At 70.3% G+C, this 16263-nt stretch carries 12 protein-coding genes and 2 pseudogenes; 9 read left to right on the forward strand and 5 right to left on the reverse strand.

The window, feature by feature from the left end; genetic code table 11:
- Positions 1-5: 5 nt before the first annotated feature.
- The 3 genes from ACFYPM_RS31190 to ACFYPM_RS31200 form a co-directional block, all read right to left on the reverse strand.
- Entirely contained in the window at positions 6-458 is a 453-nt protein-coding gene (locus ACFYPM_RS31190) for an ABA4-like family protein (protein ID WP_387204673.1), read from the reverse strand.
- Positions 455-1381 (reverse strand): hypothetical protein, encoded by a 927-nt coding sequence (locus ACFYPM_RS31195; RefSeq protein WP_387204676.1) that lies wholly within the window; start codon positions 1379-1381, stop codon positions 455-457. The genes ACFYPM_RS31190 and ACFYPM_RS31195 overlap by 4 nt, the downstream gene beginning before the upstream one ends.
- A 173-nt stretch (positions 1382-1554) precedes the next feature.
- Complete coding sequence (locus ACFYPM_RS31200) at positions 1555-1950, reverse strand: hypothetical protein (protein ID WP_387204678.1); 396 nt, start codon at positions 1948-1950, stop codon at positions 1555-1557.
- A gap of 208 nt (positions 1951-2158) precedes the next feature.
- Between ACFYPM_RS31200 and ACFYPM_RS31205 the strand changes: the two genes are divergently transcribed.
- Complete coding sequence (locus ACFYPM_RS31205; protein WP_387204681.1) at positions 2159-3334, forward strand: lactonase family protein; 1176 nt, start codon at positions 2159-2161, stop codon at positions 3332-3334.
- Positions 3335-3434: 100 nt separating this feature from the next.
- On the opposite strand, the gene ACFYPM_RS31210 is transcribed toward ACFYPM_RS31205, so the two are convergent.
- Complete coding sequence (locus ACFYPM_RS31210; protein WP_387204684.1) at positions 3435-3779, reverse strand: DUF1330 domain-containing protein; 345 nt, start codon at positions 3777-3779, stop codon at positions 3435-3437.
- A 164-nt stretch (positions 3780-3943) separates the two neighbouring features.
- Between ACFYPM_RS31210 and ACFYPM_RS31215 the strand changes: the two are divergent.
- The 5 genes and pseudogenes from ACFYPM_RS31215 to ACFYPM_RS31235 all read left to right on the forward strand — a co-directional run bounded on the left by ACFYPM_RS31215 (position 3944) and on the right by ACFYPM_RS31235 (position 10685).
- A pseudogene (locus tag ACFYPM_RS31215) lies at positions 3944-6494 on the forward strand (CDP-alcohol phosphatidyltransferase family protein).
- Positions 6495-6537: 43 nt separating this feature from the next.
- The gene (locus ACFYPM_RS31220) at positions 6538-7368 is read left to right on the forward strand and encodes an FkbM family methyltransferase (RefSeq protein WP_387204687.1); all 831 of its coding nucleotides are present in this window, start codon (positions 6538-6540) and stop codon (positions 7366-7368) included.
- 48 nt (positions 7369-7416) lie between these two features.
- On the forward strand, positions 7417-8181 hold the full coding sequence (locus ACFYPM_RS31225; RefSeq protein WP_387204690.1) for an ABC transporter ATP-binding protein: 765 nt from the start codon (positions 7417-7419) through the stop codon (positions 8179-8181).
- The gene (locus tag ACFYPM_RS31230) at positions 8178-10079 is read left to right on the forward strand and encodes a hypothetical protein (protein ID WP_387204693.1); all 1902 of its coding nucleotides are present in this window, start codon (positions 8178-8180) and stop codon (positions 10077-10079) included. The genes ACFYPM_RS31225 and ACFYPM_RS31230 overlap by 4 nt, the downstream gene beginning before the upstream one ends.
- Positions 10080-10100: 21 nt before the next feature.
- Entirely contained in the window at positions 10101-10685 is a 585-nt protein-coding gene (locus tag ACFYPM_RS31235) for a hypothetical protein (protein ID WP_387204695.1), read from the forward strand.
- Positions 10686-10699: 14 nt separating this feature from the next.
- Here the strand turns inward: ACFYPM_RS31235 and ACFYPM_RS31240 are convergent, their stop codons facing one another.
- Entirely contained in the window at positions 10700-11404 is a 705-nt protein-coding gene (locus ACFYPM_RS31240; protein WP_387204698.1) for a permease-like cell division protein FtsX, read from the reverse strand.
- Positions 11405-11514: 110 nt separating this feature from the next.
- Between ACFYPM_RS31240 and ACFYPM_RS31245 the strand changes: the two genes are divergently transcribed.
- From ACFYPM_RS31245 to ACFYPM_RS31255, 3 genes and pseudogenes are all read left to right on the forward strand, one after another.
- Positions 11515-12312, forward strand: a complete 798-nt coding sequence (locus tag ACFYPM_RS31245; protein WP_387204701.1) for a PrsW family intramembrane metalloprotease — start codon at positions 11515-11517, stop codon at positions 12310-12312.
- A 148-nt stretch (positions 12313-12460) separates the two neighbouring features.
- On the forward strand, positions 12461-15736 hold the full coding sequence (gene fdh, locus ACFYPM_RS31250) for a formate dehydrogenase (RefSeq protein WP_387204704.1): 3276 nt from the start codon (positions 12461-12463) through the stop codon (positions 15734-15736).
- A gap of 3 nt (positions 15737-15739) precedes the next feature.
- A pseudogene (locus ACFYPM_RS31255) lies at positions 15740-16263 on the forward strand (4Fe-4S ferredoxin); the annotation flags it as partial.

The following is a 16263-nucleotide window of genomic DNA, read 5'->3' on the forward strand; positions in this document are numbered from 1 at the left end:
GGTGGTCAGCCTAGGTGCTGTGGGTCGGTGGTGGCAGCCGCCGGCCGCCGCCACCGGGGCCGGACCGCGAGGTACGCGGCCAGGCCCAGCGGTCCGAGCAGGATGGTCAGCAGCAGCACCGGGGCCATCACCAGCGCCGGCACCCCCCGTTCCCTGCTGTCCAGCCACGCCCAGCGGCCGACGAACAGGTCGAACGCGATCAGGTGCGCCCAGCCCGCCGCCGCCCCGGTGGGGGTGCCGAGCAGTTCACGCACCCCGTCCAGGGTCGGCGACCCCACGGCCGTCAGCACGTCGCCCATCGCCGGGATCACCAGCAGGGCGTAGATCACCACGACCGGCAGCACGATCAGCGGCGAGGCGATGATCCGGGCGGTCCACGACCAGCGCGGCAGCAGGATCATCAGTGCCCAGAACGGCGCGGCCACCGTGAACGTCAGCGAGAACAGCGTCTCGGTCATGCGGCCAACGCCAGTTCCGGGCGGCGTCGGCCGGCCAGCACCAGCCCGCTGGCGGCCGTCGTCGCGACCACCAGGATCGCGACCGCGGCCAGAGTGCTGGCGTCCGGGCGCAGCAGCGGCTGTCCGCGCAGCGCCTGCCAGGTCAACAGCAGGGTGAGTAGGCCGTACGCGCTGCCCGCGACGACCAGCAGGCGGACGTGGGTGCGCTGGTCCAGCCGCGTGGCGAACCGGGTCAGCAGGATCGTCAGGATCGGCAGCGCCTGGAGGGCGTGCAGCCCCACGAAGTGCCCGATCCGCAGGTCGCCGCCGGTGGTGCTCCAGCCGACGATCGGCAACCCCGGACCGCCGTCGGGCACGCCGACGCTGTGCGCCCCGCCGATCCCTTCGATGCCCGGGTCCTGCATCGGCAGGATCATCGGTACCGCCATGAGCATGCCCAGCAGGGACAGGCCGAGCCCCCACCCGACGGCGGTCGCGGCGGCCCGGTCGGGGATCCGCTGGATCAGGACGACGACACCGATGACGAGGTGCGCGACGAACAGAAACATGATCGCCAGGCCCGTCGACGCGGTCAACACGATGTTCAGAGGGGTGGTGACGTTGTAGTGGCTGGCCTCCCCGCGGAGCACCTGACTGACGATCCACGCGTTCTCGACGACCGCCACCGCGACGATGACGACGGCCGCCCTCTCGGTGGCCCGGCTGCGTCGGGGCAGCAGGGAGAGCATCCAGGCGAGCGTCGCGCCGTACAGCACGAAGGACACCCCGAACTTGAACGGCTTGAGCCAGATCGGCGCCCCGATGAGGACGCGCGAGTCGGCGAGAACGCCGACCGCGGCGATGACGGTGAGCACCGCCATCACGCAGACCAGGACCATCAGTGGGCGGTTCCAGTGCGTCGCCCGACGCAGCACGGTAGTCATGTCTGTAGATGCTCGCGGCCGGTCCGGTCGAAAGCATCCGACTGCGAGCCCCGGTTGCGGCCGGCGGTCGGAGCGGGCCTCCTCCTTGGGTAGGAGGCGAAAGTCGGCCCCGAACCTCCCCGCGCCGCGCCAGATCCGCGAAACGGCAGCGATGTCGTCGCCATCCGAGTCCGTCAGGGCCGCAGCTTGCCGTCATCGTCGAGAACAACTCTGGCCAGCCGCTCGGGGAACATGCGGCGCACACTCGCGGAGTATTCGCTTCCGTCGCCGGGCTGCGTCACGCGATCGCCGTCCACTCGCACCGGCACGGAGACGCTCCCACCGCCCTCGGGCCCCGGGGCCGCGTCGCAGTGCGCCCACGCATACGAGGAAGAGCCGTCGCGCCCGAGCAGTCGGACCTTGCAGGTGCCGAGTCCGCCCAGCAGCTCGCCGGGCAGGAGCGTCGCGAGCCGCTCCTCCTCAGCCCGAACGTCGGCCGAGTTTCGATCCGGCAGCGGGTACGCCGCCTCGGAGCAGCCGGCGAGTAGCGCGATCGCCAGCCCGAGCCGGACGGCGTGTCGGCGAGTCACCCGTGCAGCATCCCATCCGGTGGCCCGCGCACGCCATCACCGTCCGCTTTTCGATATGCCATCCGGGCACGTACGTCTGCTCATTTTAGGTAACGGCACGAAATTACCGCTTTAGGGTAAAGGTGCTCATCATGACTACATCCTCCGATAGCTTTCGAAGCAGAGGAAAACTCGTATTCCTCCCTTCGTGTGCGTAAAGGAGTCAGTGATGAAGCGCAGCGTTGCGCTCGCGGCAGCCCTCCTGGCGGGTCTGACCAGCGTCGGATCAGCCCCCGGGACCGCTCTCGCCGACGGTGGTGGCCCTGGATACCACGACGACCGCAAGGGAGGTGAATACCACCACGGCGACGACGAGGGCGCGGTCTTCGTCCAGACCAACAAGGCCGAGGGCAACACCATCAAGGTGTACGACCGCGACGAGGACGGCCGTCTCACCAAGGCGGGTGAGTACGAGACCGGCGGGCTGGGCGGCTTCACCATCGGCGCGCCGCTCGACGCGCTGGCCTCGCAGGGCTCCCTGATCTACCACAAGGGGCTGCTCTTCGCCGTCAACGCCGGCAGCAACACGGTGACCGTCTTCGGCGTCGAGGGCACCAAGCTGCACAAGCTCCAGGTCATCTGGTCCGGGGGCCTGCTGCCGGTCAGCATCGCGGCCCGCGGCGACCTCGTCTACGTCCTCAACGCCGGCGGTGAGGGCTCGGTGCAGGGCTTCGAGCTGCACAAGGGCCGCCTGTCGCGGATCGAGGACGCCAACCGGTCGCTCGGGCTGCACAACGGCAACCCGCCCGCATTCGGCACCGCCCCGGCGCAGGTCAAGATCGACCCGGACAGCGAGTTCGTCCTGGTGTCGACGAAGGGCGCCAACGTCATGTTCAGCTACGAGATCGGTCGCCACGGCGAGCTGGCCCCTAACCCCGTCATCAGCGACGCGGGAAACACCCCGTTCGGCTTCACCTTCGACAGCGAGGACTCGCTGCTGGTCACCGAGTCGGGTGCCAACGCGGTCAGCCGGTTCGAGCTGGAGGACGACGGCACGCTCGACCAGGTCGGGTCGTCGGTGCCCAACGGTCAGCTGGCGCCGTGTTGGATCCAACGCGTCGGCGACTACTTCTTCGTCGCCAACGCCGGCAGCTCCACCATCAGCTCCTACCGGGTCAACGACGACGGCAAACTCGAAGTGGTCAAGAACGTCGCCGCCGACACCAACGGCGGATCGATCGACATGACCACCAGCGACGGCTTCCTGTACGTCCAGAACGCCACCGCCGGCAACGTGCAGGGCTACGAGGTGAACGAGGACGGCTCGCTGAAGCTCGTCACCACCGTGGAGGGCCTGCCGAAGTTCGAGAACGGCATCGGCATGGAGGGCATCGCCGCCTCCTGAACGGCGTCACCCACTGGTCCCGGTCGCTCGCCGACCGGGACCAGTTCCGCGTGGTGCCCGCACCCGAGGGCCGCGCCCCGCCGAGGACCTGACCCCGACGTCAGGAACCGACTGCTCGTCGGAGCACGGCAGCCAACTCCGCTGAGCGGTGGTCGGCCTCGACTCCCTCGACGAGGATCAACTCGCCCTCGAGATGCCTCGTCCGCAGGGGTTTGATCTCCTGGTACGCGGGCGAGTGGTACCAGGATCGGGCACTGGCCGAATCGGGAAACTCGACGATGACCAGGTCGCCCGACCAACCACCTTCCAGCACCTCGACGGGTCCACCGTGGACGATGAACCGGCCACCGAAGGGCACCAGAGTGGCATCGATGCGCTCCAGGTATTCCAGCACCTCGGCATGGACGGGTGCCCGGCGCAGATGAGCAAGCACATACGCGGTCATGAATCTCCCTCGTCGCGGCCGGGGCGCCTGTCGGCAGACCTCGGCGGAGGCATCTCCTCCCGCGTCCGCCAAGCCGGCCGTGCCGCGGGCGTTTCAGAATGAACCTATCGGTCATATTTTCCGTGTTCCCGGTGAGGTCACCCCACCAGAGTCGCGGAGGCACGATGTCAACGGTTCGAACCGGTCCGGTCCTCGGACTGATCGTGCAGATCGCGCTCCTGGCGGTGCTGTCCGGCACGGTCGGCCTCGGCGTGGCGGGATGGGCGGCCGGCCTGGCGTACGGGATGGGCCTGTGCGTCCTGCTCGGCCGGGGGATGTCCCGGTCGGCCGCGCCTGGTCTGAGCCCGGCGGACCGGGTGACCCTGAGCCGGGCGATCCTCGTCGGCGGCGTGACGGCCCTGGCCGCGGACGCGCTCACCCGGCCGGCACCGATCGCGTTGATGGTCGCCCTGACCGCCGTGGCGCTGGCCCTCGACGCGGTGGACGGGTACACGGCCCGACGCACCGGGACCACGAGTGAGCTGGGCGCGCGCTTCGACATGGAGATCGACTCGTTCCTGGTGCTGGTGCTCTGCCTCCACGTCGCTCCGGCGGTGGGCGGCTGGGTGCTCGCGATCGGCGCGATGCGCTACGTCTTCGTCGCCGCGAGCTGGGTGCTGGGCTGGATGCGCGGGTCCCTGCCGCCGCGCTACTGGCGCAAGGTCGTCGCGGCGATCCAGGGCGTGGTGCTGCTGGTGGCCCTGGCGGACGCGCTGCCCGGACTGCTGACGACAGTCGTGCTGATGGCGTCGCTGGCGTTGCTGATCGAGTCGTTCGGCCGCGACGTCAGGTGGTTGTGGGTGACCCGGCACCGTCGCCGCACCCCGCTCCACAGCATCCTGGGCGTAGCGGCGACGATGGTCCACGTGAGCAGCCACCGCCCGACGGTTACCGCGACCCGCGGTGACATCGCCCGCGTCTGAGCCGCCCGTACCGCGCACTGACCATGGAAGGATGCCCGGGTTGTCGCTCTTGACGCGAGTACGTGAGCTGCCGAGCCAGAGACGAAAGGCCATGCGGGACGGGGTCCCGGGTGGCACCGCCGACGATGGCACCGCGGGCGCGGGTCGAGCGAGGCGTTCCGTCGCCGCCGGGCTGACGGCCGTCCTGGCCACGCTGCTCGTGCTGGTCGTCCTCACCATGCCGTACGACTTCGGCCGTCTCACCCCTGCCGCGTTCGTCCGGATTCCCCTGGAGGCGCTGCTGGTCGTGGCCCTCCTGCTCGCCCTGCCGCAGCGCGGCAGCCGACTGGTCGCCACCCTCGCCGGCGTGGCCCTCGGCCTGCTGGGCCTGCTGAAGGTGCTCGACCTGGGGTTCACGGCCGCGCTCAGTCGGGCGTTCGACCCGGTGCTCGACTGGGCGTTGCTCGACGAGGGGTTCGCCTTCCTCAGCGAGTCGTACGGCCGGCCCGCCGCGATCGGCGTCGCCGCCCTCCTGGCGGTGGTGCTCGTGGGACTGCCCGTCCTGGTGACGCTGTCGGTGCGGCGAGTGCGGCGGCTGGTGGTCGGGCACCGCACCGGGACCACCCGGGTGGTGGCCGCGCTCGTGGTCATCTGGGTGGCCTGCGCCGCGTTCGACGTGCGGGTGACGCCGGCCGTGCCGGTCGCCGACACGTCCGCGACGACCCTGGCCAACGGCCACGGCTTCCAGGTGCGCCTGCGTCTGGACGACCGGAAGACGTTCTCCTCGCTGATCGAGGCCGACCCGTTCCGTGACACCCCGGGCGACCAGCTGTTGACCGCGCTGCGGGGCAAGAACGTGGTGGTCGCGTTCGTGGAGAGCTACGGCCGCGACGCCGTCGAGGACCCGGAGTTCGCGCCGCAGGTCGGTGCCGTCCTCGACGGCGGCACCAGCCGGCTGGGCGCGGCCGGCTTCGCCGCGCGGAGCGGCTTCCTCACCTCGCCGACGTTCGGTGGCGGCAGTTGGCTCGCGCACGACACGTTGCTCTCCGGCCTCTGGATCGACAACGACCAGCGTCACCGCACCCTGCTGGCGAGTGACCGGATGACCCTCAACGGCGCCTTCCGGCGGGCGAGTTGGCAGACCGTGGGAGTGATGCCCGCCGTCAGCAGGGCGTGGCCGGAGGGGTCGTTCTTCGGCTACCAGCGGTTCTACGACGCCAGGGCGCTCGCGTACCGTGGCCCGAAGTTCAGCTTCGGCACCATGCCGGACCAGTACACCCTGGCCAGTTGGCAGCGCCTGGAGCAGGCGAAGCCGGACGGCAACGTGATGACGGAGCTGGCGCTGGTGTCGAGCCACGCGCCCTGGACCCCCGTTCCGCCGATGCTCGACTGGGCCGCCGTCGGTGACGGGTCGGTCTACCGCGCCGCCGCCGCGCACGGGTCGGACGACGACCGGCGCCGGAACACCACCGAGATCCGGGCGGACTACCGCACGTCCATCGAGTACACGCTGAGCACACTCATCTCCTACGTGCAGACCTACGGGGACGACGACCTCGTGTTCGTCTTCCTCGGCGACCACCAGCCCGCCGCGGTCGTCACCGGTGAGGACGCCAGCCACGACGTCCCGATCACGATCATCACCAAGGACCGGGCCGTGCTGGACCGGATCTCCGGGTGGGGCTGGCAGGACGGCCTCAAGCCGGGACCGCAGGCGCCGGTCTGGCGGATGGACACCTTCCGGGACCGGTTCCTGACCGCCTTCGGACCGTGACCCGGCCCCCGTCGCACCCCACTAACGGACTGGACCCAGACGCATGACGGCTACCGCCGACACCAGGATCGCCGCGCTCCGGAGCGACCCGGCGATGTCCCCGCTGCACCGCTCACTGGACGTCTACTACGGCGATCCCGAACGCGACGCGCGGATGGACGCCTTCTACTCCCGGTTCGTCACCGGTGGGGATCTCGTCTTCGACATCGGCTCCCACGTGGGTGACCACATCGGCAGCTTCCGCCGCCTCGGCGCCCGGGTCGTCGCCGTGGAGCCGCAGCCGCTGTGCCTGCGCGCCCTGCGGGCGATCTACGCCGACGACGATCAGGTGAGGCTCGTCGACGCCGCGTGTGGCGCGGCCCCCGGCCGTACCCGGTTGCAGGTGAACTCCGCCAACCCCACCGTGTCGACCGCCTCGCCCGAGTTCGTGCGGGCGGCCCGGGGCGCGGGCGGGTGGGAGGGCGAGGTGTGGGACTCGTCCATCGAGGTCCCGGTGGTCACCGTCGACGCCCTGATCGACGAGTACGGCACGCCACGCTTCACCAAGATCGACGTGGAGGGTTTCGAGGACGAGGTGCTGACCGGCCTCAGTGGGCCACTGCCGGCGCTCTCGTTCGAATTCACCACGATCGCGCGCGCGGTCGCCGGTCGGTGTCTCGATCGCCTGACCGTGCTCGGCTTCGACGGCTTCGACGTCGCGCTGGGCGACGACAAGTCGATGACGTTCGAGAGGTGGCTGCCCGCGAGTGACATGGCGGCACACCTGCGCGACCTGCCACACCTGACGAATTCCGGCGACGTGTACTGCGTGACCGGTCGGCGCCAGGCCGAAGCCGCGTCGATCGCCCGCCGCCGTCTGACGCACGTCGTCTGAGCCTCAATCGGTCCACCATGCAACAATCGGGTCCCCTATGCTCGGCGCGTGACCACCCCAGCACTGGAGATTCGCGGCCTGGTGAAGACCTTCGGGGCGCATCGCGCGGTGGACGACATCGACCTGACGATCCACTCGGGCACGTTCCACGGCATCGTCGGTCCCAACGGTGCGGGCAAGTCCACCACCATCGGAATGGCCGTCGGGTTGGTCACTCCGGACGCCGGTGAGATCCGGATCCTCGGGCACGACGCGCTGCGCGACCGCGGCCTGACCCGGGCGCTGACCGGGGTGTTGCCCGACGGCCTCGACTTCCCGGAACGCCTCACCGGCGCCGAACTGCTGCGCTACAGCGCCGGCCTGCGGGGACTGCACCGCGTCGCGGCCACCGAACGCGCCGCCGAGCTGATCGAGGTGCTCGGTCTGGCCAAGGGCGCCGGCACACCACTCGCCGACTGCTCGACCGGCACCCGCAAGAAGCTCGGCCTCGCCCAGGCGCTGCTGCACGCGCCCCGGCTGCTCGTGCTCGACGAACCGTTCGAGGCGGTCGACCCGGTCTCCGCGGCCACCATCCGCCGGGTGCTGCGTCGGTTCGTGGGCGGCGGCGGCACCTGCGTGCTGTCCACCCACTCGATGCTGCTGGTCGAGCAGATGTGCGACGAGGTCACCGTGATCCATCAGGGCCGGGTCGCCGCCGCTGGGCCGGTAGCCGAGGTCGCCGCCGGCGGCAGCCTGGAGGAACGGTTCGTCGAGTTGGTCGGTGCCGACGCCTCCGGCAGTGCCGGTCTGGACTGGCTGACCGAGGCACGATGAGCGCGCAACCGCACGCCGCGCACGCCGGCACCCTGCACACGATCGCGGTGCCGGCCCGGATGCGCGCGGCCATGCTGCGTCGCTCGCTGCGCGAGCATCCGGGACCCACGGTGGCCGGCCTGGCCGGTCTGCTCGCCGCCGTCTGGCTGATCCGGTACGCGCTGCGCGGTGACCAGCACACCCTCGCCCTGCTCGTCGGGGCGTGGGTGCTCGGCTGGATCGTGTTGCCGCTGCTGCTCGGCGGCGGGCGCGGCCGGGTACGCCCAGCTCACCTACGGTTGGAGCCGATCGGCGGCGTCCCGGCCGCCACCGGTCTGCTCGCCGCGTCGGCGATCGGCATCGGCCCGGCCGTCTCGCTCGTGGCGCTCGCCGCGCTGCCGGTGCACGCCGCTCGGCACGGCCTCGTCGCGGTCCTCGTCGCCGCCGTCGGCGCGCTGCTGCTCTGGTTGCTCGGGTTGATCGGTTCGGCGATCGCACTGGAGATCGTCGGCCACGCCGGCGGTCCGGTCGGGGCGCTGCTCACCGGCATCCTCACCGGTACGGCGATGGGTGTCGCCGGGTCGCTCTGGGCGGTCTTCCCCTGGGTGTCGGTCCTGCTCGTCGGGGCGCCGGACGAGGTGGTCCGGGCCATGGGGTACGTGCCGAGCGCCTGGCCGGTCGCCGCCGCCTCCGGACCAGGCGGGCAGGGGGTGCGCCTGATGGCGACCCTGGTGGGCATCGTGGCGCTCGGCGCAGCCGCGTACCTCATGCTCGTGCGAAGGGTGATCACGACGGGCGTGCCGTTCCGGCCGCGCCGGACCACCGCGTTCCCGCTCGTGCGGCGCGACGGCGACGAGCCGGCCGCGCGGCGCACGACCGCGGCGGCGTCACCGGCCGGAGACGGGCGTCCCGAGCGCGGCTGGAGGGCGTGGGTGCCGGCCGCGACGCGGGCGGTCGCGGGCCGCGAGCTGCGGGCCTGGATGCGGCATCCGCTGCGGTTGCAGTATCTGGCGTTCGCGGTGGTGTACGGGGCGCTGCTCGCCGGGCTACCGCTGCTGTCCGACGTGTACCTGCTGCTGCCGTGGGCCGGGTCGCTCGCCGTGCTCGGCGCGGCGGCGATGTCGACCGGACTGGTCGGACTGGACGGCACCGCGCTGTGGCTGCCGTTCACCACACCGGGCGGCGAACGGGCCGAGGTCCGCGGTCGGGCCCTGGCCTGGCTGATGCTGGTCACCCCGATCGGGGTGCTGCTCGCCGTCGTCGGTGTGCTCCTCGCGCCCGACGTCGACCCGCTGGCCGCGCTCTCCACCCTGCCGGCTCTGCTCGGCGCGGGCGCCTCGGTGCCGGTGTGGGTGTCGCTGCTGCGGGTGCGGCCGGTAGCCGACCCACGGCACCCGACGTCGGCCGACAACCCCACCGACATCGTCAGCGTGCTGGTCGCCACCGGGTCGGGACTGGTGGCCGCCGCGCCGGTGCTCGCCCTGGTGATCTGGGGTCCGCCGGAGGTGGCACCACTGCTGCCCCTGGTCGGGCTGCTCAGCGGCGCCGCGGCCTGGTGGGGCGGCGTCTGGTTGGCCGACGAACGCCTGACCCGACGCGGGACCGACGTGCTCGCCGCGGCCGGCCAGCGGACCCGACCACCGGAGACGGTGCTCCCGCTGACCTGGGACGCCGGGTGGTACCGGGAGAACACGGCGACCGCGTGGGCACTCGGACTGCTCACGGTGGGGTGGATCCCGGTGGTCCCGCAGGGGGTGATGCCGTTGGCGTTCGGGATCGACAGTGGGTGGATCGTGGCCGGTCACCTCAGCGGGAGCGCACACACGGCAGCGGCGTTGGCGATGGTCGGGCTGGGCGCCGCGATGCTGCTCAGCGGCCTGGTGCTGTGGGACCGCCGGCCGCGGCCGGGCGGCTCGTGATCGCCACCGTATCTTGTAGCCATGAGAATGGATGCCGCCTCGGCGTACGTGGTTCGGCGGAGCCGGACCCGGACCGCACTGACGTTGGCGCTGTACAGCCTGTTGCCGGTCACTGCCATCGTGATCGGCCTCCAGGACCTGCGCGTCCGCTTTCTGTTCTTCATCCTCGGGGTGCTCTTCGAGGTCATCTTCCTCGCCACGGCCCGTCGTCGAGTGAGCAGTGCGATGCGGCGCGAGCTGCTCTTCGCCATCGACGAGCAGGGCGTCTACCTGGGCCCGGACGACTTCGGCCGGCCAGCGATGCGCGAGAAGTGGTCAAACATCGACGCCATCGTCTACTTCCAGGGTCGGGTGTGGACGACAAGTAATCTGCCACCCACGACCCGTCACGTGGGCATCGTCCAGGGTGGCCGAATCGTCATGTCCCGGGGGAGGGGCGGCTGGTGGTTCAACGTCCGGCGAGCCTCCGCAGCCGCCGCCCGGTTCGGCGGGGGAACACCGGTGCTGAAGGCGCCGTTCTACGGCCAGATATCGCGCGAGTGGTTCCACACGATCCCCCTGCCGCCAAACTGGCTTGCCACCCATGCCGGATCTCGCGCCGGGTAACCTCCCGGCAGGCGTCAGAGCATCGCCAGCGGGGCCAGGGTCACGCCGTCGACGCCGTCGAGCCCGATCAGCTCGCCCACTGCGGATCCTTCTCTGTTCAGGGGCATCTCGAACCGCCACGACTCGTGCGTCAGCTGCGGTTTGAGCTGCGTGGACAGGTCACCCTTGCCCTGGCACCGCTTGCGCAGGCGCTCGTACGCGGCGTCGCGGTCCTCAAGCTTGATCGACTTCGCGGTCGGCAGCGCTCGGACGGTCCTTTCCACGGCGGCCCGTTGCTCGCCGGTCGCCGACGGCTTCAGCCGAACGATGACGCCGATCCGCGATGGCTGAGGGTCGACGCTCGCGATCCTGAGCGTCGCGTCCTCCACGCCGTCCACCTCCGCCATGACCGCCATGACCGCCTCGGCGATCGACGCGTCGGTGACGGTGGCGTGCACAAGCTCACGCACGTACTCCGGCTTGAGGGCCGCCAGCAGGTCGGGCTTGTCCAACAGGTCCGCCTTCTGACGCTCGTACGCCTGCTCTCGGGTTTCGAAGGACACCTGCGTGACGCTCGGCATCGATCGAAGCCGCTGCTCCACGGTGCTCCTCTGCGCCATCGTCACGTCGTTGGCGAGGAAGACGGCCACGTCGACGTCAGCGGTCTCCTCGGGCTTGGGGGTGCAGGCGGACAGGGCCAGCAGGGCTGCGAGTGCCAGTGACGGTGCCATGCGACGCATGTGCGGAGATCGTAGTTGTCGTTCACGGTCTTCGCGGCCCGCGCGGGAGTCGCCCCGGATCTCGGGGCCGTGGCTAGTGTTCGTAACCTGGATCCGCCAGACTGCGCGGTATGAGTGATCGTTGGCGCCGGTGGGCGTGGGTCGGGGTGCTGGTCGTCGGGCTGGTTCTCTACCTGGCGGTGCTGCGGACGCTGGTCAGCACCAAGAATCCGAACTTCGTACCGGCGCTCATCCTGCTCGGGGCGACGCTCGTGCCGTTGACGTTCCTGACGTTCGCGCAGGCGCGTACCGGTCGATGGCAGGTGCCGGCGTCGGTGCTGGTGACGTCGGCGTTCTTCGGCGGGGTGATCGGCACGGTGGTCGCCGGCACGCTGGAGTACGACACCCTGCGCGGCCTCGGCGCCCTGCCCATGCTGTTCGTGGCACTTATCGAGGAGTCGGCGAAGCTGATCGTCCCGGTGGTGCTGCTGTTCACGGTGGTGGCCCAGCATCGGCGTCGGGTGCCCTCGGACGGGTTGATCATCGGTATCGCCGCCGGCATGGGTTTCGCCGCGCTGGAGACGATGGGGTACGCCTTTTCCGCGCTGTTGAGTTCGCAGGGCAACATCGGCGCGGTGGAGCAGACCCTGTTCATCCGTGGTCTGACCGCGCCCGCCGGGCACACCGCCTGGACCGGGCTGACCGCCGGCGCGCTGTGGGCGCTGTTGGCCAGCCCGAGCGTCGGCCGGCTCTTCGGCTTCCTCGGCACGTTCCTGGGTGTCGTCGTTCTGCACACGCTGTGGGACACGTTCTCCGGTTCACTGGTCTTCGTCGTGCTGGCGATCATCAGCATCGGCTGGCTGCTCTGGGAGCTGCGCCGCTACCGGGCCTTCGGTGACCACCGGGTCGGGCAACTCCAGCCGAACTGACCCTCGCCGTACACCACCATGCCTTTCCCGGCCTGCTGACGAAGGCCGGGGAAGGCATGACTGTTGGTGATCTCGCTGCGATCGGGTCGGTGCCTCGTCTACTGTCAGGCTGTTCACATTTGGTGTGATTAGTCGGGAAGGTACGGCGATGGGGGTGCGGACCTGGATCGAGGGCTGGCCGGTCTACCGCCAGCTCACCGGCACCGACCCGCTCGGCCGGGGTACGGCGGCCGAGTCCGACGGATCCCGGGCGCTCACCTCCCGCACCGACACCGCCGACTCGATGGCCCGGTCCGTCTGCCCGTACTGCGCCGTCGGCTGCGGCCAGCGGGTGTATGTCAAGGACGGCCAGGTCAGCCAGATCGAGGGCGATCCGGACAGCCCGATCTCGCGGGGTCGGCTCTGCCCGAAGGGCTCGGCCAGCAGGAGCCTGGTGACCAGCCCGCTGCGGCAGACCACGGTCCGCTACCGCCGGCCGTACGGCACCGAGTGGGAGGACCTCGACCTCGACACGGCGATGAACATGATCGCCGATCGGGTCCTGGCCGCCCGGGACGAGACCTGGGAGGACGTCGACGTCGAGGGTCGGCCGCTGAACCGGACGCTGGGGTTTTCCAGCCTGGGTGGGGCGACGCTGGACAATGAGGAGAACTACCTCATCAAGAAGTTGTTCACCGCGATGGGGGCGCTCCAGATCGAGAACCAGGCCCGTATTTGACACTCCGCCACCGTCCCCGGTCTGGGGACCAGCTTCGGTCGCGGCGGCGCCACCCAGTTCCAGCAGGACCTTTCGAACTCCGACGTGATCGTCATCCAGGGTTCGAACATGGCCGAGGCGCACCCGGTGGGCTTCCAGTGGGTGATGGAGGCCAAGCGCCGGGGCGCGAAGGTGTTCCACGTCGACCCGCGATTCACCCGTACCAGCGCGCTGGCTGACTCGTACCTGCCGATTCGGGCCGGCACCGACATCGCCCTGCTCGGCGGGGTGATCCGCTACATCCTCGACAACGAGCTGGACTTCCGGGAGTACGTCGTCGCCTACACCAACGCCGCGACGATCGTGACCGACGAGTTCGTCGACACCGAGGACATGCACGGGATCTTCTCCGGCTTCAACGACGACAACGCCACCTACGACCAGGCCAGTTGGCGCTACGAGGGACACAGTCAGACCCAGACGACCCGCGACAGCGAGACGCAGCGGGAGACCGCGGCCGGGTTGGAGAACGAGTCGCACGGCGCACCGGTCGGTGGGCAGACCGAGCGCGACGAGACGTTGCAGGACCCGCGCTGCGTCTACCAGATCCTCAAGCGGCACTACTCCCGCTACACCCCGGAGATGGTGGAACGGGTCTGCGGGATCCCGCAGGAGAAGTTCCTCGAACTGGCTCAGGCGTGGACGGAGAACTCCGGCCGGGACCGCACCGGCATGCTCGTCTACTCGGTGGGCTGGACGCAGCACAGCGTCGGGGTGCAGTACATCCGCACCGGCGCGATCATCCAACTGCTGCTGGGCAACGTGGGTCGTCCCGGTGGCGGCGTGATGGCGCTGCGCGGGCACGCCAGCATCCAGGGGTCCACCGACATTCCGACGTTGTTCAACCTGCTGCCCGGGTACCTGCCGATGCCGCACCACGCCAACCACCCGACGCTCGACAAGTGGGTGGACAGCATCGCGCACCCCGGGCAGAAGGGCTTCTGGGGCAACGCGCGCACCTACGGCGTCAACCTGCTCAAGGCGTACTGGGGTGACGCGGCCACGGCCGACAACGACTACTGCTACGGCTACCTGCCGCGGATGACCGGCGACCACGGCACCTACCAGCAGGTGCTCGACATGATCGACGGGAAGATCAAGGGGTACTTCCTGCTGGGTCAGAACCCGGCGGTCGGCTCCGCGCACGGTCGCGCGCAGCGCCTCGGCATGGCCAACCTGGACTGGCTGGTGGTCCGGGACCTGTTCGAGATCGAGAGCGCCACGTTCTGGAAGAACGCTCCGGAGATCGAGACCGGCGAGATCTTGACGGGGGAGTGCCGCACCGAGGTGTTCTTCCTGCCGGCTGCCTCGCACGTGGAGAAGGAGGGCACGTTCACCCAGACGCAGCGGCTGTTGCAGTGGCGGGAGAAGGCGGTCGAGCCGCCGGGCGACGCCCGCTCCGAGCTGTGGTTCTTCTACCACCTCGGGCGGATCGTCCGGGAACGGCTGGCGTCGTCGACCCAGCCGCGCGACCGTGCCCTGCTCGACCTCAACTGGAGCTACCCCACGCACGGTCCGCACGCGGAGCCGAGCGCCGAGGCGGTGCTGCGCGAGATCAACGGGTACGACGTGGCGACCGGCCGACCCCTGTCGTCCTTCACCGAGATGAAGGACGACGGCTCGACCGCGGGCGGTTGCTGGATCTACACCGGGGTGTACGCCGACGGCGTCAACCAGGCCGCCCGCCGCAAACCCGGCGCGGAACAGTCCCTGGTGGCCCCGGAGTGGGGGTGGGCGTGGCCGGCGAATCGGCGCATCCTCTACAACCGTGCCTCCGCCGACCCGGACGGCAACCCGTGGAGTGAGCGCAAACGTTACGTCTGGTGGGACGCGGAGAAGTCCGAGTGGACCGGTTACGACGTGCCGGACTTCGAGAAGACCAAACCGCCGTCGTACCGGCCGGACAGGGACGCCTCGGGCGTGGCGGGCATCGCCGGCGACGACCCGTTCATCCTCCAGGGCGACGGCAAGGGCTGGCTGTACGCGCCCACCGGCGTGCTCGACGGACCCATGCCCACCCACTACGAGCCGGTGGAGTCGCCGGTGCGTAACCCGCTCTACCGGCAGCAGGCCAACCCGACCCGCAAGGTCTACACCCACCCGATCAACACGCTCAACCCGAGCCCACCCGAGCCACACAGTCAGGTGTTCCCGTACGTGTTCACGGTCAGCCGGCTCACCGAGCACCACACCGCCGGTGGGATGAGTCGGACCGTCCGGACGCTTGCCGAGCTGCAACCGGAGATGTTCGTGGAGGTGTCACCGGAGCTGGCGGTCGAGCGCGGGCTGACCCATCTGGGGTGGGCGCACCTGGTGACCGCCCGCGCCGCCATCGAGGCGAAGGTGTTGGTGACCGACCGGCTCACCCCGCTGCGGGTGGACGGTCGGATCATCCACCAGGTGTGGCTGCCGTACCACTTCGGGTTCGAGGGTCTGGTGACCGGCGACTCGGCGAACGACCTGTTCGGGATCAGCCTGGACCCGAACGTCCTGATCCAGGAAAGCAAGGTCGGCACCTGCGACATCCAGCCGGGGCGACGCCCCCGGGGACTCCAGCTCCAGGAACTCGTCGTCGACTACCGGCGGCGTTCCGGGGACCTCAACCCGCACTACCCACCGCAGGTCACGACCGACTCCGCCGACGGCGGCCCGGACCAGGAGATCTGACCCATGCCCCACGCCAACGCCCTCTACGGCCCGCTGGATCCGGCGTCGGACGCCGGCTACGAGAACGCGCCGCCGCGGATGGGGTTCTTCACCGACACCAGCGTCTGCATCGGTTGCAAGGCCTGCGAGGTGGCCTGCAAGGAGTGGAACGGTGTCCCGGAGAGCGGCCTGGACCTGCTCGGCATGTCGTACGACAACACCGGCGCGCTGACCGCGAACTCGTGGCGACACGTCGCGTTCGTCGAGCAGCCCCGCCGGGCCGGCCTGGCGACCCCCGCGTTCGAGCAGAACCCGGACGGGCCGGCGGTCAGCCCGGCGACGGCGGCGCTCGGCGCGCTGACGAGCGTCGACACCGGGACCGACCCGGGGTTGCCCACCGGGTCGCCCGCGGCGGCGGCGCGCATGTCGGCCGGGCCGCGACCGGAGTTCCTCGGGATGCCGGGGGCGCAGCCGCCGGGCCGGGGGACGGGTGTCGAGGGTCGTACCGATTTTCGGTGGTTGATGATGTCGGATGTCTGTAAGCACTG

The sequence above is a fragment of the Micromonospora sp. NPDC005203 genome, assembly GCF_042872705.1.
Taxonomy (GTDB): domain Bacteria; phylum Actinomycetota; class Actinomycetes; order Mycobacteriales; family Micromonosporaceae; genus Micromonospora.